This is a genomic window from Apilactobacillus kunkeei, assembly GCF_001421115.1.
Classification (GTDB): Bacteria; Bacillota; Bacilli; order Lactobacillales; family Lactobacillaceae; genus Apilactobacillus; species Apilactobacillus kunkeei_F.
On sequence record NZ_JXCW01000001.1, the window covers coordinates 26,840 to 46,391 of the forward strand.

General features: G+C 37.8%; 18 protein-coding genes, 1 tRNA gene and 1 pseudogene. 8 read left to right on the forward strand and 12 right to left on the reverse strand.

Translation table 11 applies throughout. The annotated features are described in order from the left end of the window. Positions 1-26: 26 nt before the first annotated feature. From sufB to RZ55_RS00150, 8 genes are all read right to left on the reverse strand, one after another. On the reverse strand, positions 27-1,436 hold the full coding sequence (gene sufB, locus RZ55_RS00115) for a Fe-S cluster assembly protein SufB (RefSeq protein WP_034533790.1): 1,410 nt from the start codon (positions 1,434-1,436) through the stop codon (positions 27-29). Next, positions 1,420-1,842 carry a Fe-S cluster assembly sulfur transfer protein SufU gene (gene sufU, locus RZ55_RS00120; RefSeq protein WP_057175403.1) on the reverse strand — a complete coding sequence of 141 codons (423 nt, stop codon included), beginning with the start codon at positions 1,840-1,842 and terminating at the stop codon, positions 1,420-1,422. Before sufU ends, sufB begins: the two co-directional genes overlap by 17 nt. Continuing rightward, entirely contained in the window at positions 1,829-3,043 is a 1,215-nt protein-coding gene (locus RZ55_RS00125) for an aminotransferase class V-fold PLP-dependent enzyme (RefSeq protein ID WP_057175404.1), read from the reverse strand. The genes sufU and RZ55_RS00125 overlap by 14 nt, the downstream gene beginning before the upstream one ends. After that, positions 3,036-4,193: a SufD family Fe-S cluster assembly protein gene (locus RZ55_RS00130; RefSeq protein ID WP_057175405.1), complete on the reverse strand. Its 1,158-nt coding sequence runs from the start codon at positions 4,191-4,193 to the stop codon at positions 3,036-3,038. Before RZ55_RS00130 ends, RZ55_RS00125 begins: the two co-directional genes overlap by 8 nt. Further along, positions 4,193-4,966 carry a Fe-S cluster assembly ATPase SufC gene (gene sufC / locus RZ55_RS00135; RefSeq protein ID WP_057175406.1) on the reverse strand — a complete coding sequence of 258 codons (774 nt, stop codon included), beginning with the start codon at positions 4,964-4,966 and terminating at the stop codon, positions 4,193-4,195. The genes RZ55_RS00130 and sufC overlap by 1 nt, the downstream gene beginning before the upstream one ends. Positions 4,967-4,970: 4 nt before the next feature. Further along, positions 4,971-5,543 (reverse strand): anaerobic ribonucleoside-triphosphate reductase activating protein, encoded by a 573-nt coding sequence (gene nrdG, locus RZ55_RS00140; protein ID WP_041152657.1) that lies wholly within the window; start codon positions 5,541-5,543, stop codon positions 4,971-4,973. Next, positions 5,512-7,686, reverse strand: coding sequence for an anaerobic ribonucleoside-triphosphate reductase (gene nrdD, locus RZ55_RS00145; RefSeq protein WP_053792284.1), 2,175 nt, complete (start codon positions 7,684-7,686; stop codon positions 5,512-5,514). The genes nrdG and nrdD overlap by 32 nt, the downstream gene beginning before the upstream one ends. 313 nt (positions 7,687-7,999) lie before the next feature. Next, entirely contained in the window at positions 8,000-8,695 is a 696-nt protein-coding gene (locus RZ55_RS00150) for a DUF1275 family protein (protein WP_081000338.1), read from the reverse strand. 112 nt (positions 8,696-8,807) lie between these two features. Here RZ55_RS00150 and RZ55_RS00155 point away from each other — a divergent pair, with 112 nt between their 5' ends. Beyond that, on the forward strand, positions 8,808-9,962 hold the full coding sequence (locus RZ55_RS00155) for a cation:proton antiporter (RefSeq protein ID WP_057175407.1): 1,155 nt from the start codon (positions 8,808-8,810) through the stop codon (positions 9,960-9,962). A gap of 667 nt (positions 9,963-10,629) precedes the next feature. Here RZ55_RS00155 and RZ55_RS00160 read toward each other — a convergent pair. Both RZ55_RS00160 and RZ55_RS00165 read right to left on the reverse strand, forming a co-directional pair. Continuing rightward, positions 10,630-11,055: a GNAT family N-acetyltransferase gene (locus RZ55_RS00160; protein WP_057175408.1), complete on the reverse strand. Its 426-nt coding sequence runs from the start codon at positions 11,053-11,055 to the stop codon at positions 10,630-10,632. Beyond that, positions 11,042-11,491, reverse strand: a complete 450-nt coding sequence (locus RZ55_RS00165; RefSeq protein ID WP_057175409.1) for a MarR family winged helix-turn-helix transcriptional regulator — start codon at positions 11,489-11,491, stop codon at positions 11,042-11,044. The genes RZ55_RS00160 and RZ55_RS00165 overlap by 14 nt, the downstream gene beginning before the upstream one ends. Positions 11,492-11,787: 296 nt before the next feature. Between RZ55_RS00165 and thiW the strand changes: the two genes are divergently transcribed. Further along, entirely contained in the window at positions 11,788-12,297 is a 510-nt protein-coding gene (gene thiW / locus RZ55_RS00170) for an energy coupling factor transporter S component ThiW (RefSeq protein ID WP_057175410.1), read from the forward strand. A gap of 29 nt (positions 12,298-12,326) precedes the next feature. Here the strand turns inward: thiW and RZ55_RS00175 are convergent, their stop codons facing one another. Then, entirely contained in the window at positions 12,327-13,466 is a 1,140-nt protein-coding gene (locus RZ55_RS00175) for a cation:proton antiporter (RefSeq protein ID WP_057175411.1), read from the reverse strand. Positions 13,467-13,747: 281 nt separating this feature from the next. Here RZ55_RS00175 and RZ55_RS00180 point away from each other — a divergent pair, with 281 nt between their 5' ends. The 3 genes and pseudogenes from RZ55_RS00180 to RZ55_RS00185 all read left to right on the forward strand — a co-directional run bounded on the left by RZ55_RS00180 (position 13,748) and on the right by RZ55_RS00185 (position 15,130). Further along, on the forward strand, positions 13,748-14,392 hold the full coding sequence (locus tag RZ55_RS00180) for a CPBP family intramembrane glutamic endopeptidase (protein ID WP_053792291.1): 645 nt from the start codon (positions 13,748-13,750) through the stop codon (positions 14,390-14,392). A 150-nt stretch (positions 14,393-14,542) separates the two neighbouring features. Beyond that, positions 14,543-14,608: pseudogene (locus RZ55_RS07335) on the forward strand (zinc-ribbon domain-containing protein); the annotation flags it as partial. Positions 14,609-14,614: 6 nt separating this feature from the next. After that, entirely contained in the window at positions 14,615-15,130 is a 516-nt protein-coding gene (locus tag RZ55_RS00185; RefSeq protein ID WP_241772076.1) for a hypothetical protein, read from the forward strand. A gap of 97 nt (positions 15,131-15,227) precedes the next feature. Here RZ55_RS00185 and RZ55_RS00190 read toward each other — a convergent pair. Then, positions 15,228-15,300 (reverse strand) — tRNA-Lys (locus RZ55_RS00190). A 360-nt stretch (positions 15,301-15,660) separates the two neighbouring features. Here RZ55_RS00190 and yycF point away from each other — a divergent pair. From yycF to RZ55_RS00205, 3 genes are read left to right on the forward strand one after another with little or no spacing between them, the layout of a single operon-like run. Next, positions 15,661-16,371: a response regulator YycF gene (yycF, locus tag RZ55_RS00195; protein WP_171823245.1), complete on the forward strand. Its 711-nt coding sequence runs from the start codon at positions 15,661-15,663 to the stop codon at positions 16,369-16,371. A 26-nt stretch (positions 16,372-16,397) separates the two neighbouring features. Beyond that, a complete protein-coding gene (gene walK, locus RZ55_RS00200) occupies positions 16,398-18,254 on the forward strand; it encodes a cell wall metabolism sensor histidine kinase WalK (RefSeq protein WP_034533825.1) in 1,857 nt (618 codons plus the stop codon). Further along, complete coding sequence (locus tag RZ55_RS00205; protein WP_057175413.1) at positions 18,244-19,542, forward strand: YycH family regulatory protein; 1,299 nt, start codon at positions 18,244-18,246, stop codon at positions 19,540-19,542. The genes walK and RZ55_RS00205 overlap by 11 nt, the downstream gene beginning before the upstream one ends. Positions 19,543-19,552: the final 10 nt, after the last annotated feature.

Below are 19,552 nucleotides of genomic sequence, written 5' to 3' on the forward strand. Positions count from 1 at the left end.
CTAGAAAAGCTCTAGGGGCATTAGTTTTAACCAACGGAATCTTCCATTTGATAATCAATTAATTTATTTAATTCCATTGCATATTCCATTGGAAGTTGGTTTGAGAAGGGTTCAATGAATCCCATGATAATCATCTTAGTAGCCTGAGCTTCTGACAAGCCACGGCTCATTAGGTAGTATAAATCGGTTTCTGAAATCTTTGACACCTTGGCTTCATGTTCGATTTCGGAATCACCATTGTAAATGTCGTTGTGTGGTATGGTGTCACTCATCGAGTCATCATCCATGATGATCGTGTCACATTCGATATGAGATTTGGAGTAGTGAGCATCTTCAATCATGCGGATTGTTCCACGGTAGTTACAAGTTCCACCGTCTTTACAGATTGATTTTGATACCACGTTGGATGAGGTGTGAGGAGCATGGTGTCTCATAATGCAGCCGGTATCTTGGTAAATATCACCACTGGCAAATGCGATTGATAGCATTGTTCCGTTGGCGTATGGACCATTTAAATCGATACTTGGGTACTTCATTGTGACCTTGGATCCTAGGTTTCCGTCGACCCATTCCATTGTGGCATTTTCATCGGCGGAAGCACGCTTGGTTTCCAGACTGTAAACATTGTCGGACCAATTTTGAATGGTGGTGTAACGACAAAAGGCGTTCTTCTTCACGAAGACTTCAACGTCGGCTGCATGCAAACTATCTTCAGAATAGTTAGGGGCAGTACAACCTTCAACGTAGTTCACGCTGGCGTCTTCATCAACGATGATTAAAGTTCTTTCGAATTGACCGGTTCTACCAGCGTTGATTCTAAAGAATGCCTGGATTGGAATTTTGGCATGAACTCCTTTTGGAACGTACAAGAAGACACCACCGGACCAAACCGCTGTGTTTAGTGCAGCGAATTTGTTCATTTGAGGTGTTACTAGTTTACCGAAGTATTCCTTCACTAAATCAGGGTGTTCTTTTAATGCCGTATCGGTATCGGAAAAGATAATTCCCATATCAGCGAATTCTTTTTTGATGTTGGCGTAAACGGCTTCTGATTCGTATTGAGCTTCGGCACCCGCTAGATATTTACGTTCTGCTTCTGGAACCCCGATTTTTTCAAAGGTATTCTTAATATCTTCTGGAACATCGTCCCAACTACGGGAGACTGAATCGGTCGCCCTTTGGAAGTATCTGATTTTGCTTAAGTCAAGATCAGATAGGTCGGGACCAAAATCAGGCATGGGTAGTTTTTGGAAGATTTTAAAAGCATTCAAACGAATATCTAACATCCATTTGGGTTCATGTTTTTGTGCTGAGATTTCGCGGACGATATCTTCAGTTAGGCCATCACCGGTTGAAAAGACGGGTTTGACGTCGTCTTTAAAACCGTATTGATAATCATCATTTAAGTGTTGGATTGATTTATCGATTGATATCATCTCCGTTAATTAATTGATAAATTGCTTTGAAGGGAAGCATGGCACATTTAATTCGAATTGGTAGGTGCACGACAGATTGAAAGGCGACTAAATCACCCAACATTTCTTCGTCGTAATCTTCGTGTGTCATCATTTTGGACATGTTTAATACGAGTTCATTGATTTGATCAGCGGATTTATCTTGAATTTCTTCTAGCATCATCTTGGTAGCACCCTTACAAATAATGCAGCCATCGCATGCCACTTGTAGGTTTGCTACGTCGGGTTGCTTTGCATTAGCGGCCATCGAAATGTCATCACCACAGGTGGGATTAGTTAGATGGACGTCTGAATCAAACTGATTATTGCTTGGGCACTCACCAGCTTTTTGCATGATGATGCGTTGATAAATGTTACTTAGATCCATTGAAAAATTCCTTCATTTCGTTAATACAGTCGACTAGTTGGTTGCATTCTTCAATCGTGTTGTAAATGTAGAGACTAGCACGTAATGTAGCGTTGACCCCCAGTTTGTGGGTTAGTGGTTCGGCACAGTGTTGACCAGCTCTAACGTCGATATTCTTAGAGTCAAGGAAGGTTGCAGCGTCGTGTGGATGAATATTGTCGACGTTAAAAGAGACGATTCCAGTTTGGCGCTTAGTTGGTCCATATACTGAAACTCCGTCTAATGCATTAAGTTGGTCGTATAGGTATTGACCTAGTTTTTCACATTGTGCCTGTACGTTAGTCATTTTAAGTTCTTTTAGATAAGAAATTGCGGCGTCTAGACCGATGACACCCTCAATGTTAGGTGTGCCAGCTTCTAGACGGTATGGAATATCTTTAACCTTGTAGTCGGTAGTGGAGACTGATTCAATCATCTCGCCGCCGACACGGGGACTATCCATGCTTTCTAGTAAATCTTGTTTACCATATAAAACACCGATGCCGGTTGGAGCCATCATCTTGTGTCCGGAGAAGGCTAACCAGTCAATTGGTGTTTTTTGCACATCGATTGGTAATTCGGGAGCAGCTTGCGCACCGTCGACTAGGATGTCAGCACCGTGTTTATGAGCCAATGTTGTTAGTTGATCAATGGGATTGATGTTCCCTAAGACGTTGGAAACGGCGGTGACTGCCACTAGTTTAGTTTTGTCGGAAATGTTTTTGCTAGCGGCATTTAAGTCGAGGTTAGCATCTTCATTTAGCGGAATGAATTTTAAAGTTGCGCCGTTATTTTTCGCAATCTTTTGCCAGGGAAGGAGGTTACTGTGGTGTTCTGCGATTGAAACCACAATCTCGTCTCCTTCTTGTATGTGCTTTGCGTAATATCCGTTAGCGATTAAGTTGATGCTATCGGTGGTACCAGCAGAAAAGACGATTTCTTTTGCTCTGCTGGCATTAATGAATGAGGCAATATTTTTTCTGGATTGTTCAAACATTTCTGTCGTTTCCCCAGCATCAGTGTAGACGCTTCGGTGCACGTTGAAATTATGATGAGTGTAAAAGTTGCTGATTGCGTCAATGACGTACTTTGGCTTTTGAGTCGTTGCAGCGTTGTCAAAATAAATCATATCTGAATGTTCTTTGAAGATGGGAAAGTGATGACGAATGTTTAGACTATCCATGAATACGCTCCTCTATGTTATTTAATAGGTGTTCTTGAATTGATTTATCGGGGGATTTTTCAATTAAAGGTGTCAAGAATCCGCGGGTTAATAGGAAACGGGCGGTCGTAGCGTCAATTCCTCTTGTTTTTAAATAGTATAGCTGTTCGGGGTTAACTTTACCAACACTCGCAGCGTGACCGGCAATCACATCGTGATTGTCGATCAAAAGAATTGGGTCAATTTTCCCCTTACTTTCGGGACTTAAAGTTAATAGTCGACTGATTTGATCTGAATCAGAATCGCTAGCTTCCAGCTTAATTTGACCGGTAGTATCGTAGACAGTCTTGGATTTATCGGCGACGATACCACGTTGTGATATCAAGCCACTCGTATTGGGGCTTTTATTGATAATTTTGGTTTGAACTACTTGATTTTGGTTTTGATCGGATAGACTCACTAGGTTAATTCTAGCGGAACTGCCCATACCATCTAGGTCAATGTTGCTGTAGTAGCGACTGTCACCATGATTAAATAGACCGACGTAAGTCTTTAAGTTGGCGTTTTGTGCTAAGTAAGCATTTAAAACGCGGTGAGTTTTTTCGCTATTAGTCATTGCAGCGTCATAGAAGGAGACGTTGGCGTGATCGCCCAGTAATACTTCAATCATTAGGCGGTCGTTTTTAGGGTGTTGTTTTGAATCCTTGTAGGTGAATGAAACTTCACTTCCTGAAGCAGCGATAATTAGGAGGTGTTTTTCCTGCATTTTGTGATCGACTAAGTCGGAGATGTCGATTGATTCATTAACGCAGACATCTTTAGGGATGAAAACAAACCCACCACTTTGTAGATACGCAAGATGGTTCGCATTTAATGCGTTATCACGCCAATAAATTGCTTTTTCCATCAAGTTTTCTTGGATTAGTTCTGGAAACTCGTTTGCAGCGGCGAACAAGTCCATCATGATAATCCCTAAATCCTGTAAGTTTTTAGGCGCTAGGTTTTGTGTATCTATTGAACGGGAGTTAAGTTCAGGAGATTCAAAGTGAAACTTGCGAAGTGGTGCGGGGACCTTCATCGTCTTTTTCATGTCGTTTGCGACAATGCGTTTAACGGTTAACCATTGTGGTTCGTTATGAGATTGGGCAAATTCTTGAACTGACATACTCATTATTCATCCACCAGCTTTACATCGATGCCTAATTGATCACGCAATTGGGCGTAACCGTTTTGTTCTAGTTGTTCAGCTAGGTGATAGTCACCGCTGGTAACGACGCGACCATCCATCATAACGTGAACGACATCTGGTTTAACGTAACGTAAGATGCGGTTGTAGTGGGTGATGATAAGTGAAGAGAAGTGATCGTCTCGCATGTGATTGATTCCCTTTGAAACGACCTTTAAGGCGTCGATATCTAGTCCAGAATCGATTTCATCTAGGATGGCTAGATTGGGTTGAATCATCATCATTTGAAGGATTTCGTTACGCTTCTTTTCACCACCGGAGAAACCTTCGTTAAGGTATCTGTCTGTGTATGATTCGTCGATATCCAAGAAGTCCATGACGTAGTCTAGGCGCTTCATGAAATCTAAAACTGATACTGGTTTGTAAGCCACCGCATTCATTGCGGCATGAATGAAGTCGACATTTTTAATCCCACTGATTTCAGTAGGGTATTGCATACCAATGAAGAGACCCAAACGGGCTCGTTCATCGGTTGCCATGTCGTTTAATTCCTTGCCATCAAATGAGATGGTTCCTTCAGTAATTGAATACTTGGGAGAACCCATGATGGTTTGAGAAAGAGTCGACTTACCGGTTCCGTTGGGACCCATGATGACATGTACTTCACCGTCGGGGATGGTTAAGTTTAGACCCTTGATGACTTCTTCATCGGTTTCATTGATTTTAACGTGTAGGTTTTCAATTTTTAACACAATAATCCTCCTAGTGAACTAACTTGTCCCAAAGTACAACCTTGTTTTCTTCAAGTGACTTTGGCACATTGATAATTCTTTGGTTAGCACTACCGCGGAATTGAAGAGTTAAATCTTTTTGGTCTTCCATGAAACGACCATCAACTAGGATGTCGATCATTGAAAGTAGTTTTAATTTGTCATATGAATCTTTTAGTAATTCATCGAATGTGTAACCTGACCATGACCAGATGTCCTTGGTGTGGCCGAATTCCTCTCTAACTCGTTTGCATAAACGAAGGCAAACTTGAGTATTCAAGAATGGTTCTCCACCCAAGAGGGTAAGACCTTGAACGTAATCTTTTTTCATATCTTCGATGATTTGGTCTTCTAAATCTTGTGAGTAAGGTTGTCCGTAATGGAAGTTTTGTGAGGCGACATTGTAACAGCCGGGGCATAAGAACTTGCAACCAGAAACATAGATACTGCAACGGATTCCCTCACCATCAACGAAGTTAAATGGCTTATAGTCAGCAATATATTGTTGGCTTAAGTCTTTTGCAAGCCATTCCTTAGGCTTTGGATTGTTTGGCTGTCTCTTCATGTGCGACACTTTCTACCATTCCTTTCGACATATTCTTTTGACGTGATGAAATTTCAACGTGACGACCGTGAACCATTGGACGTGCTTGAGGATTACCTAAGTAACCACAAGTTCTCTTAACAACGTCACAGTACTTAGGATCGTGGTTACCACATTGAGGACATTTGAAACCACGGGCGGTAGCTTCAAATTCACCCTTGAAACCACACTTGAAGCACTTATCGATTGAAGTGTTGGTACCTAGGTATCCAACGTGATCGTATGCCCAGTCCCAAACGGCTTCTAGTGCCTTAGGGTTTTGCTTTAAGTTAGGGTATTCACAGTAGTGAATGAATCCTGCTGAGGCATAGTGAGGATAAGCTTCTTCAAATGTTAGTTTTTCAAATGGGTTAGGACGTTTTCTAACGTCGTAGTGGAAACTGTTAGTGTAGTATTCCTTATCGGTGATGTCTTTAACCTTACCGAATTTTTCGATATCGTCTTGGGCGAATGTATCGGTTAATGATTCGGCAGGAGTGGAATATAGACTGTAGTGGTATCCACTTTCCTTACTCCATACACGACATAGACGGTTTAGTTCAGCAACGATGCTGACAGTGAAGTCGTGAGCTTCTTGGTTTGATTCCCAATCTGGACCGAAGAAGGCAGTTCCTACTTCATATAGACCGATGTAACCAAGTGAGATAGTGGCACGTTCGTTTCTGAATAGTTCGTCAACACTGTCAGTTGATTTTAGACGTTTACCAAATGCACCATACTTGTATAGTAGTGGGGCGTTATCTGGTTTAGCTTCCTTGGTTCTTTCGATACGGTATGCCATGGCTTGGTGAACGATATCTAGTTTTTCTTCAAAGATGTGCCAGAATAAGTCCATGTCACCCTTGGCCAATAGTGCGATACGAGGGAGGTTAACGGTCACAACACCTAGGTTCATACGACCAGCGTTTACGGCTTTACCGTTTTCGTCAGTCCACTTAGGTAGAAATGATCGACAACCCATAGGTGCCTTGAAGTCACCGGTGATTTCACAAAGCTTGTCGTACATCAAAATATCAGGGTACATACGCTTTGTAGCACATTCGATGGCTAATTCTTTTACGTCATAGTTTTCATCGTTAGGGTTTAAATTTAAGCCTTTCTTCAATACATAGATAAGCTTGGGGAAGATGGCAGTACGACGTTCCTTACCAAGTCCTTTAATACGAATTCTTAGGATGTCCTTTTGGATTTCCTTTTCAATCCAGTTAGTACCTAGACCGAAACTAACAGTGGTGAAAGGTGTTTGACCTTGTGATGAGTATAGGGTGTTAATTTCGTATTCTAGTGATTGCATAGCGTCGAAGATATCCTTCTTAGTACGGTCTTTAGCGTATTCTTCGCGCTTGTCTTCTTCGACCCATTTAGAAGCGGTCTTTAAGTGCTTTTCGTAGTTGATTTCGGCAAATGGTGCCAATACTTGATCGGCACGGTCGAATGATAGACCACCATATTGTAGGGATGCTACGTTGGCGATGATTTGAGAAACTTGAGCGGTCGCAGTTTGGATTGAGCGAGGTGATTTAACTTCGGCGTTACCAATCTTAAAACCGTTATTCAACATTTCTGCAAAATCAACTAAGCAACAGTTGGTTTCAGGAGTTGCTGGTGAGTAGTCTAAATCGTGCCAGTGGATGTCACCTCTAAGGTGCGCTTTGGCAACTAGCGGAGGTAGCATTTGAAGACCGATGGCCTTGCTGGCTGCCCCTGCTTCTAGGTCTCTTTGGGTGTTAAAGACGTTACTATCTTTGTTGGCATTTTCGTGAACAACACGGTCGTAACGGTTGAATAGTTGGTCGATTCGAGCCTTTACATCGGTTGCTTTCTTGAATTTTTCAATGTCTTTTTGTTCATATTTTAAGTATTGCTCTTTAGCATCTAAGAAATCATTTTCTTCTAGAAATTGAATGATGAAGTCATGAATATGACTTGAGGTAATTTCTTCTTGATCCTTAGTAAATAGGTTCAAACGTTCAAAGAAACGCTTGTTATCTTCCTTACTAATACCCAGTTGATTTAGTACAAAATCAATCTTGTATTTATAGAATTTGGTCTTGTCACCAGAATTCTTTATAACGTTTAAATGGGCAAAAGTTTTATCAAACATTATATCAGTCCTATCCTTAAAATATACACTATAACTTGTGTCTAAAATAATGTTAACACGCATATATAGTGTAAAAACATTCTTGAATGTCAATTTGAATAGTGCGTACTGAATGATTATAATAATTTAATTTTCTCATAATACGTAGTGATGAGTGATTTCGCCTTTTTTCGTCGAACATTTTTGGAATTTTGTCTAAAAATGTTCAAATTGAATACTTACATATCGTGCCCAAAGTATTGATATACTAACGTTTAATAAGTGAAATCCGAATGAAAAACACAAAAAAAGAACTTTATTGAAAAAGTTCTTTTTATAGTTGATTTTCATGTCGATAGATTAAGATGCATCGAATTTGGAAGACTAAGATGACAATTAACTCCAAACCGACAACCCAAATGGTCTTAGTATGGAAGAAAAGTGATAGGATGCTGGATTCAAAAGCTCCGCATAGAAAACTTAAGACCAGTCCACCATAATAGAGTAACTTGGTTTTAAACTCATGTTTTCTGGTCTCCAAATACAAGAATAGATTATTCATTGTCTTTTGAAGGTTTCCAGTACTAAACATGTTTGAGTAACCTAATCCAGACATTGTATTAAATGTTGAAAGTTGAAGGGCTGTAGTTAAAGACATTGAGGTTGTAATCATTAGTTGTGGAACGTTGTATTTCAAAAATCCCACAACTGTGCAGACTGCAATTTCTATGGCTAAAATGTAGACTCTCCAGTAGTTTAGTTTATGTTTATCAAGGTTATGGTGAATCCAATTGGCCAATAGAATTCCGATTGAAAATGCAATTACGGGTAAAATTCTTTCTAAAAAGTGACCATAATTGAATTGTGTCAACGCTAAGGCAGACAAAATTAAGTTACCTGTTTGGGTACTTGCGAATATTCCGCCGTGTTCGATGTAAGTGTAGGCATCAAGGCAACCACCGATGGAAGTTAAAAAGAATGCGGTCGATATTTTTTCACCGAATCGAGCGGGGTGAGGTGCATCGATAATATTGACTCCCTTTCTCTAAAGTAATAAGTTATAAATAAGCTATTTATAAATACTACTACCATATCGTTTTAAAATAAACAGAATTGTTTTTTATTCAGGGAGAAGGGTTTATTTGAATTATTTAATCGCATTGTTCCTAATGATCACATTTGCGAAACTTTTTGGAATGCTGGCTGCCAAAGTTAGTATTCCAGAGGTTGTCGGACAAATTATCGGTGGAATTATTTTGGGACCATCATTTCTTGGGCTGATTCACAGACAAGATGTTGTGATTTCTCTAGCTGGACTAGGTGCTGTAATATTAATGTTTATTGCGGGATTAACGTGTGATGTTGACAGATTAAAAAAATATTTGGTTCCGGGGATTGTGGTTGCACTATTAGGGGTAGTGTTTCCCGTCGGATCAATTTATCTAATTTGTCGTTATTTTGAAGTTTCTATTATTGAAAGTTCCTTTATTGGAATAGTGTTTGCAGCAACTTCTGTTTCAATTTCCGTTGCTGTTTTAGACGAAATGCACGAATTGAAATCATCTGCAGGCGTTACTATTCTAGCTGCTGCTGTAGCGGATGATATTTTATCTATTGTTTTGTTAAGTGTTTCAATACCAATCTTGGGGATTGGAAGAGGACACGGAAATTCTGATGCATTATTTATGATAATTTTACAAGTCGTATTTTTCTTATTCTTATGGATGTGCTATAGGATATTTATATTGTTAATTAATGTATTAGATTTAAACGTTCAAAAGGCCGGAACTTATTCATTTTTATTATGCTTATTTTTATCCGGAACAGCTGAAATGGTTAAGTTAAGCGCTGTGATTGGTGCATTTTTTGCCGGAATTATTATTAATCAAACTAAGTTTAAAAAGCCATTAGTGAAAAATCTAAAGGGCGTCGGTGGGTTAATGGCAGTCCCAATATTCTTTGTTAGTATCGGTGTTGAAATGCAAATTAGTGGAATCATTAGAAATGGTTTAATGTTTGTAATTTTAACAGTTTTAGCTGTGCTAACTAAGTTTTTAGGTGCTTTTATTGGTGCCAAAATCAGCAGAATTGATTTTGCTAATTCAGTTGAAATTGGTGCGGGAATGATCAGTAGAGGAGAAGTTGGCATTGTTATTGCTCAAGCTGGACTCGTCAGTCATTTTATTTCAACAAGTTATTATTCCACTTTAATTGCTGTAATTGTTGTCACAACAATTTTAGCACCATTAATTTTAAAACCCATTGTTGCATGGAAACGTAAAAGAGAGTCGGTATAATCCGACCCTCTTTTTTTATGGGATATAAGATATTAATACTAAGATTAAGTCAATAATAATTACGGTTATAATCGCACAAATAAATGCTAGTAGTGGTAAGAATCTTTCGTCGCCGAATTTATTCATATGGCGGATGTTTCTATCAAAGGAACTAGTCATTCGTTTATATGATTTTTTAATATCATTTTTTAGTTGATTGGTAATAAGCCTGCAGTATTTGCATTTAATTTGATTAAAGAATAAATTACCACAAATCGGACACTTTAAATGAATGATGATTAATTCCCCCTTAATGGTTTCTAACATATTGTATCAAGGGTTTTAATGGAAATAAATTTAGTGAAAAAGTTAAAAATGAACAACACGTTCACTAATGATGGTATAAATCGAAATATACGGAAAATATTGTACATAAAGTCAAAATAAAAAAATTATAGATTAATGATAAGTTAGTAAAATCACAAACCACTTTGGACATTGTGTGTCAAAATTTATTAAAATTTTGGCTTTTATGTAGTTGACCTAACTTTCGTTGGAACTGATGATTCAACTCCAGCTGACTTTATGTCATTCACATTTAACTATACATCTGATAGCGCTATTGCTGTTAACCTTAACTTTTAGCACCTAAAAAAGCCTACCAAAACGGTGGGCTTTTTTATTTTGCTTAATATTCCATTTTGATGTGATCAATGCCGGCCTCGATAAATGATTCACTGGTGACCTTGAAACCACCTTTTTCGTAGTAACCAACAGCATGTGCTTGGGCGTCGATTTTGACTCTGGTGTTAGGGAAGTGTTCCTTGATAACTTTTAGAATGTATTCCAAAAGTTCCTTACCCTTACCGGTTCCGCGAACTTGTTGTATGGTTAAGACACGACCGAATGTAACGTGGTCACCGTCCTTGAAGATTCTGGCGTACGCGGTGATGGTCTTACCATCGGTTTCAAAAACGTGTAGTGCTTGTTTGTCATTTTCATCTGGGTCGGTGTAGACGATATGTTGTTCCTCAACGAATACTTCTGATCTGACGCGGTAAATTTCGAAAAGTTCTTCTAGGGTTAGTTCTGAAAATTGTTTAGTCTTCCACATGATTGATTCCACCTTTTGCTAGTAGTTTGTTTAGGGTGTTAATTGATTGATAGAAAGCTTCTTGTTCTTCGCTGTCGAGATTATTTACGATTGATTGAATTTGTTCGTCAGAATTGGTATTAAGATGTTGGACGACTGTCCTTCCGGTAGGTGTTAGGACTAACAGCTTTGCTCGTTTGTCATCTTTGGACGTTGTTTTTTCGACATAATTTATTTTATTCAAACGATTGATGACACGGCTGACATAACTCTTGTCGAGTTCTAAATTATTGGAAATTTTAATTGGTGTAGGACTTTGCAGGTAGTTAATTTCCATTAATATTCGTGCTTCTGCCCAACTGATTTCACTGTTAAAAACGTTTTTTTGCAGAATTCCTAATCGTTGGGTATATTCACGGTTAAAATGTCTGATTACCTCGATTTTTTTATCATCCATACCATCACATCCTTTGAAACAATTATATCTAAATAGTGGCTTTTGTCCACCAATTAGTTTGAAAATCTTTTTTGACTATTTCATTCAACTACGCTATGATTTGAAAATACAAACATTAATGGGGTGCCTTAATCGGCTGAGATTATACCCACGAACCTGATCCAGATAATGCTGGCGCTAGGGAAGATAAACGCACTTGGACTGTCCCTATCTAAATAGATAGGGACTTTTTTAATTAAGATGCTGTGCAGGAAACTCCATTAATGAAGTATACATATTTGAGGGGAGCTTTATTAATGGATTCAAAAGTTAGCATCAAGAAAGTAACAATCTTAGCAATTATGATTGCACTAGATTTCGTTTTATCACCCATTTTTAGAATTGAAGGAATGGCACCAATGTCATCAGTACTAAACGTAACCGCAGCGGTATTGATGGGACCATGGTACGCGCTAGTTATGGCCATCGTCTGTGCTTGCCTTAGAATGTTATTGCTAGGAATTCCACCACTAGCACTCACCGGAGCAGTTTTCGGGGCATTCTTGGCCGGACTACTATATCTTATCTACCGTAAAAACTGGATGGCTGTCATCGGTGAAATCATCGGAACTGGGGTATTTGGTTCACTTGCCTCATACCCTGTAATGGTCTGGTACACCGGAAGTTCTAACCAACTATTTTGGTTCGTTTTCACACCTAAATTCTTTGGTGGTGCAATTTCAGGATCCATCATTGCATACATTATATTATTGAGACTTTCAAAGACTCGTCAGTTTAAAGATATTCAAAAGATATTTTTTAAGTAAACTAAAAAAGGCACCCACTGGGTGTCTTTTTATATTTGTTTTATTTTCATCACGATTGGTTTTAGCAATAGTGGTGCCATAATTGTGGTTAATATGATTGAAGCAATGATTGTTGAGTAGTAATTATCTGAGATTAGATTATTTTTCAAACCGATATCGGCAATAATTAAACCAACTTCGCCTCGACTAATCATTCCGACACCAATTTCGGTGGCTGATAAGCGATTGAATTTAAAGAAACGAGATCCTAAATATGCCCCTAAAAACTTTGTTAGAACAGCGACAATTGATAAGATTATAAATAATGATGAGTTTGTTATAATTCCGCTTATATTCATGTTAAGACCAACGTTGACGAAGAAAATTGGAATGAATAATAAGTTACCAAATTGATTCGTTTGTCGGTTAACTGATTCTTTGTAGTTAGTTTGTCCTACCAATATTCCAGCGAAGAAGGCTCCAGTAATTGCGCTGATTCGAACGTGTTCTGCCAAAGCGGATAATGATAAACAAACGATTAACCCAACTATTGGTGCCAATTCAGGAGCAAGTTTAATTTTAAATTGTTTAACTAAGATGAATAAAATCCAAACGAAAATAAAAAATCCAATTTGCATTAATATCAAAAGGAAGATGTTTGGATTTCCCTGTACTGAGCTACCACTGGTAAACGTAATAACAATACTTAGTAGCAAAATTGAAAGAATATCGTCTGCCACCGCTGCCCCTAATATTGTTACGCCTTGTTTTGTACTTAGGGCATTCATGTTCTTCAGTACGGCGACTGAGATTGATACAGATGTTGCAGCGAAAATAACGCCGATGAATAGACTTTCAATGTTTGATAAAGCAAATAGTTTACTGGTGTAAAAAATACCAACGACCGGAAAAATAATTCCCATTATGGCCACGACAATGCTGGGCTTGAAATATTTTTTGAGTAGTTTTAAATCACTTTCTAAACCGGCGATAAACATTAATAAGATAACGCCTAATTCAGCCAATGAAGAAATTAAATTCGTTGGTTTAACAATATTCAAAATTGCTGGACCGATTATGACGCCAGCTATTAATTGTCCGACTACTGGAGGTAGACTGATTTTAGTAAATATTTTTCCAGTAATCAGAGAAGCTAATAGAATGATGGAGACTGATAAAATATAATCCACTAAATCTTCCTTTCGTTTTGTTTACGGAGATTATAAACATAGATTGAAATCCTGTAAATATCGGCTGATTTAGTTCTATAAATATGAAGAAAGATGAACTATTTCGACTGAAAATGTGGTGTTTTTTGTTAATTTATCAGTATATTAAGCAATATTTAGAAAATATTTTTTTAAATTTTGGTAAATAATTACCTGTTAATATTGAAAACCTTCGCCTATAAACTATGATGAAGATAAAAATAAACGAGGGGGAGAGGTCCACGCTACGTGGATAAACGGTTATGACAATTTTAAAACGAGTATTAATTTTAATCGGATTATTGCTTCTATCACCATTTGTTGGATTGATTTCTTACCCACTTAATTCTTTTCGCGGCGGTAACTTTTTAGCGTTAATCTTCCAAGTGATTTTCGCCATTGTAGTTGTCATTGGGGTAACAATCATCCTATACAGATGGTTGATCAAGGAAAAGTTCATCAGATTGTTTAAGGATAGTCATTTTTCCAAGAAACTAATCGTTTATACCATCGAAATGATCGTGGTCGTAGTTTTATTAATGTTAATGAGTGGAACACCTAACGGGACGATTTATCAAAAACTAGTGCACATGACTAGTTTTACTGACGTTAGACTCCAATACTTCTTCATTATCATTAGCGTGATTTTGGCGCCAATCGTTGAAGAATTCTACTTTAGAGGCCTAATCTTCACATACGTTAAAAAGACAACGAATCTAACTACAGCGCTAATCATTTCATCATTATTCTTTGGATTGGCTCATTCATTATTCAATCCATTTATCTTTATTACACATGCGATTGTTGCCATTTTCATCGGGTTGGCCAGAAATAAATCAAATGGAATCATCACACCAATCATCATGCACATGATTTGGAACCTATTAATATTCTTGATGATTCTATAGAAAAGGTATCCTGTTGTCTTGCAGGTTGCTTTTTGTTTTTTATACACAACGTTCAATGATACATTTTATTATGATATGATTTTAATGTTTGAAAAATATCGAAAGAATCTTCTATAGATTCTTAGACGAGAGGAATGCATTTATATGGCAATGAAGTTTTGCCCTAATTGTGGCGATAAGCTAGAAAATATTAAAAAATTCTGTCCTAATTGCGGTGAAAGTTTGGCAGTGAAAGGAAGTTCAGTGGAAGACACTGCAACAGTCGTTGAAAGTAATCAAGGAGAACAAGTACATAACGTTAACTATAATGCACCGGTACCTGCTAAGATTGGCTTTGGAAATGACTTGAAAACTGATCGCGTCATTGCTTATAAACGAGCAATGGGCATCGAACCAACCGCCGATAACGTAGTTGTTGCTGAATCTGCGAACATGGGTAGAATGCTTATATCAACAGCATATGCAGCAATCACTGACAAGTGGTTTATCTTATCATTTGAAAAAGATGGTGTGCTATTCATTGGAATTAATAAATTATCTCGATTTACTGGACAAAATATCTTTATTCCAAAGGAATCAATCTCTGAAATGGGATATAAAAATAGTGTTTTGAGAAAAGTATTTAGTTTTAAGACCGATGGAAGAAAGAACAAATATTATTTAAGCCCAATTCTATTAACTTGTGATTTCCAAAAGAAAAATATGGAAAAACTAGATAGTTTTATTGCTCAATACTAAAAAAAGAAGCTACTTTAATAAGTAGCTTCTTTTAATTATTCATATTATTATCAAGGTACAAAAAAACATCGCCTAAGCGATGTCTTTTTATCAGTTATGGGCAGTCAGGGGATCGAACCCTGGACCCACGGATTAAGAGTCCGTTGCTCTGCCAGCTGAGCTAACTGCCCAAAATATTTATCTGTCGGCTATCAACCAACAAAAACTATAATACCATGTTGGAGTAAGGATTGCAACAACTTTTTTAAATTTAATTAACAAGTTGTTTATCAATTCCTTGCCTCAAATCAACGATATTTATAATAGCATGACAATTATTATTTTGACAACCCCTAATTTTGGAAAAATGTCGTACTTTAAATCTTCATTGCAAGAACATTACGTTTAGAAAACAAAAGTCCAAGCGTGTTATAATGTAGTAAGTTAACGGTTTAAAACTAGATAAAAGCATAACTATCCTTGAAATGATAGCATTTCGTTAACGTTTATATGAACAAAATACAAATCAATTCCTGTTAAGGAGATAGAATATTATGGCAAAAATTTTAGTTGTAGATGATGAAAAACCGATCACAGATATTGAAAAATTTAATTTAGAAAAAGAAGGATATGACGTTGTAGTCGCATACGACGGGGAAGAAGCAATTCAAAAAGTAGAAGAAGAAGCTCCTGATTTAGTTATCCTAGATTTGATGTTGCCTAAAGTCGACGGTCTTGAAGTGGCCAGAGAAGTTAGAAAGACACATGACATGCCAATTATCATGGTAACTGCCAAGGATTCAGAACTAGATAAAGTCCTAGGACTTGAATTAGGTGCTGATGACTACGTTACAAAGCCATTTTCAAATAGAGAATTAGTTGCCCGTGTTAAGGCAAACTTGCGTCGTCAATCTAACAACGACAATGGACAAGTTTCTGACAACGAAAACAAGGACATCAAGATTGGTGACCTTGTAATTCACCCAGAAGCATACACCGTTACTAAACGTGGTGAAAACATTGAATTAACTCACCGTGAATTCGAATTACTACATTACTTAGCTCAACACATTGGTCAAGTAATGACTAGAGAACATTTGCTACAAACAGTTTGGGGTTACGACTACTTTGGTGATGTTCGTACAGTTGATGTTACTGTTCGTCGTCTAAGAGAAAAGGTTGAAGACAACCCAAGTCACCCAATCTGGCTAATCACAAGACGTGGGGTAGGGTACTACCTACGCAACTCAGAACAAGAATAATCGACATAACTAAGGAGTAGTTTGCGGTGAATAGTAAGATTAAGTATTTTCAATCAATTCATTTTAAAATTGCGCTTGTGCTTGCGCTAATCTTATTGGTGACCCTAGAAATTGTTGGGGCTGTTTTTGTTAACCAATTGGAAAACAAGAATATGGCTTCGTTTAAAAAACAAGTTCAGGTGCCTACTTACGTAAACACAACCTTAACTAACGAGCTTTCAAGCTCTAGTACTACCAAGGCCAACGTGAAAATCAAGTCATTGCTATCCAACATTGATAGTAATAATTACACCGAAATCAAGGTTGTTGATGCTAAGAACACCATTCGTGGAACGAACGAAGTTGGTGATCAAAGCTCAGTTGGTCAAAAAAACTTCAGAACTGATATTAAAAACGCGATTATCAACCGTCGTTCATCTAGTTCAATCACTAGTAACCCGGGCGATAGTTCGCGTTATTATACTGTTATCACACCGCTAATCAAGAGTAGTAATAATGAATTAGTCGGTGTTGTTTACGTGCACGCTAATTTAAATACCGTTTATAACGAAATTAATCAAATTACGGTTATTTACGTTGTTGCCGCTGTTGTTGCCATCCTATCTGGTTTATTAATTTCCATCGTTATTTCAAAGGCGATTACTAAACCAATTGATGAAATGAAGAAACAAACATTACAAATTGCCCGTGGGGACTACTCCGGTCAAGTTCACGTGTATGGACGTGATGAATTGGGTCAACTTGCCAATGCGGTTAACAACCTTTCAGTTAAGGTTGAAGAGTCCCAAGAATCGACAGAATCAGAACGTCAAAGACTGGATTCCGTCCTAACCAACATGACCGATGGGGTTATTGCGACCGACCGTCGTGGATACGTCATCATCATGAATGATGAAGCGGCTAGTTTCCTAGAAACAACTGAACAAGATGCACTAGGTAACTCCATTTTAGATATTTTGGATATCAGAAAAGAATACAGTCTACGTGACTTAATCGAAAACCCCGATGAAACCATCATTGACCGTTCAGATAATGATCATGACTTAATCTTGCACGCGCACTTCTCATTAATTCAAAGAGATTCTGGTTTCGTATCAGGGCTAGTCTGTGTGCTACATGATGTTACTGAACAACAAAAGATTGATAATGACCGTAAGGAATTCGTTTCAAACGTTTCTCACGAATTAAGAACACCGCTAACCAGTGTTCACTCATACATTGAAGCCTTACAAGATGGTGCCTGGAAGGATCCAGAAATCGCGCCTAACTTCTTGAAGGTTACCCAAGAAGAAACCGACCGTATGATTCGAATGATTAACGACCTATTAACATTGTCCAGAATGGATTCTGGAACCCAAAAGATTGATAAGGAACTAGTTAACATCACCGAATTGTTCAACTACATTTTGAATCGTTTTGACATGATTATTAAGTCAGATGACAACAATAGCGAAAAGCCTAATAAGCACTACCGCATTGAACGTCATTTCACTAAACAAGATCTATGGGTAGAAGTAGATACCGATAGGTTTACCCAAGTAATCGATAACTTAATGAACAACGCCATCAAGTATTCTCCTGATGGGGGAGTGATTACTTGTTCACTATACAAGACCAAACACAGCGTTATCTTGAGCGTTAGAGACCAAGGATTGGGAATTCCTAGAAGTTCCATTCCACACATTTTCGATCGTTTCTACCGTGTTGATAAGGCGCGTTCTAGAGCCCAAGGTGGAACTGGTCTTGGATTAGCAATTTCCAAAGAAGTGGTTGAAGCACTTGGCGGTAAGATTTGGGTAGAAAGTACCGAAAATAGAGGTTCTACTTTCTACATCTCACTACCATACGAACCAATCGAGGAGGACTTATGGGATGAAGATTAAATATTTTATACTACCAGCATTATTAACAATCGCGGTTGTAGTTAGTTTTGCCCTTTCTGCCTCCATTTTGATTAATCCGGCTCACTACGACCGTTCAAGTCAAAAGGTTTCTACTCAAAGTAGTCAGATTGATGCTAAACCAATGTCGACCATCTATTCACCAACTCAGGTGATTAGAACCAAGGACTCTGGTAAGCAATATGTTCTAACCAACCAATCAGTTAACTTAACCACCGAAATTGGTCAACAAATGAACAACTATAAGGATCCTAAGTTTACAGAGGTAAAGAGTAATGAAAAAGATTACCTTAAGTATCTAAATACAGATGATTCTGTCATGCTAAACTACCCGGATGCTTTGAACCTAAAGATTGTTAGTCAATATATTAGTAAGAGTTTTAAATCACTACCTAACGTTTCAATCAACCGAATTGTGATTCCGTTTGACGACAGTAATGATATTTACCTATTTGCAGACCATAACTACAAGGTCTACAAGGTTCACGTCTCAGATACTAACGTGAAGGGAATTCAAAAGGTTATTGAGGATAACGTCAGAGCAATTCCTGTTAAAATGAAAATGATTAATCACACTCCATTTATTGATTTCTATAAATCATTTACCATGCCTCAATATGGCTACTTGATTAATCGAACTTCACAAAATTACTACGTGACAAGACTGCTATCAGACTCACAAGATATCAGTGTCAAACGTCACCGTAGCTCAACTGTTTACAATGACGAAAATTCTCGTCAGTTGTCGTTTTCAAACGATGGCGAGGTCAACTACTACGATAGTCATCCGGGCAATATATCTACCAATATGACCCAGTTTTTGAAGGATTCATATCAAAATATTTCCCAATTACTAGTTAGCGATACCCTAGCCAACATTCGTTTCTTCGACTACGATGCTAAGAATTCAAAAGTTGTTTACAGAAACTACGTTGAAGGTTTCCCAATCTTCGACCAAACTCCTTACGGGGCAATCGAAATGAAATTAGTCGATAACACTTCTTTGAAGTATAACTTCTCACTAAACACCCTTCAAATTCCGGTACCAACCGGACGTAAGGATACTAAATTAATTACTACCGATGAACTATTGAACAGTCTACGTAATCACGGATACAGTTCTAACAAGATTACAGACATTGAGTTGGCCTACCAATGGAGTAATACTAAGTCATCTGACATCTTGATTACTCTCCAACCAACATGGTTCGTTAAATATAACGGTAAGTACATGAACTACACCCAAATGTTATCAAGGGAACCACAATAAGATAGGAGGA

Bases quoted from the DNA above. Each gene is read 5' to 3' on its own strand.
- sufB (WP_034533790.1), bottom strand. From the start codon at position 1,436: ATGATATCAATCGATAAATCAATCCAACACTTAAATGATGATTATCAA.
- sufU (WP_057175403.1), bottom strand. From the start codon at position 1,842: ATGGATCTAAGTAACATTTATCAACGCATCATCATGCAAAAAGCTGGT.
- RZ55_RS00125 (WP_057175404.1), bottom strand. From the start codon at position 3,043: ATGGATAGTCTAAACATTCGTCATCACTTTCCCATCTTCAAAGAACAT.
- RZ55_RS00130 (WP_057175405.1), bottom strand. From the start codon at position 4,193: ATGAGTATGTCAGTTCAAGAATTTGCCCAATCTCATAACGAACCACAA.
- nrdG (WP_041152657.1), bottom strand. From the start codon at position 5,543: ATGAAGAGACAGCCAAACAATCCAAAGCCTAAGGAATGGCTTGCAAAA.
- nrdD (WP_053792284.1), bottom strand. From the start codon at position 7,686: ATGTTTGATAAAACTTTTGCCCATTTAAACGTTATAAAGAATTCTGGT.
- RZ55_RS00160 (WP_057175408.1), bottom strand. From the start codon at position 11,055: ATGTGGAAGACTAAACAATTTTCAGAACTAACCCTAGAAGAACTTTTC.
- RZ55_RS00165 (WP_057175409.1), bottom strand. From the start codon at position 11,491: ATGGATGATAAAAAAATCGAGGTAATCAGACATTTTAACCGTGAATAT.
- thiW (WP_057175410.1), top strand. From the start codon at position 11,788: ATGGATTCAAAAGTTAGCATCAAGAAAGTAACAATCTTAGCAATTATG.
- RZ55_RS00180 (WP_053792291.1), top strand. From the start codon at position 13,748: ATGACAATTTTAAAACGAGTATTAATTTTAATCGGATTATTGCTTCTA.
- RZ55_RS00205 (WP_057175413.1), top strand. From the start codon at position 18,244: ATGAAGATTAAATATTTTATACTACCAGCATTATTAACAATCGCGGTT.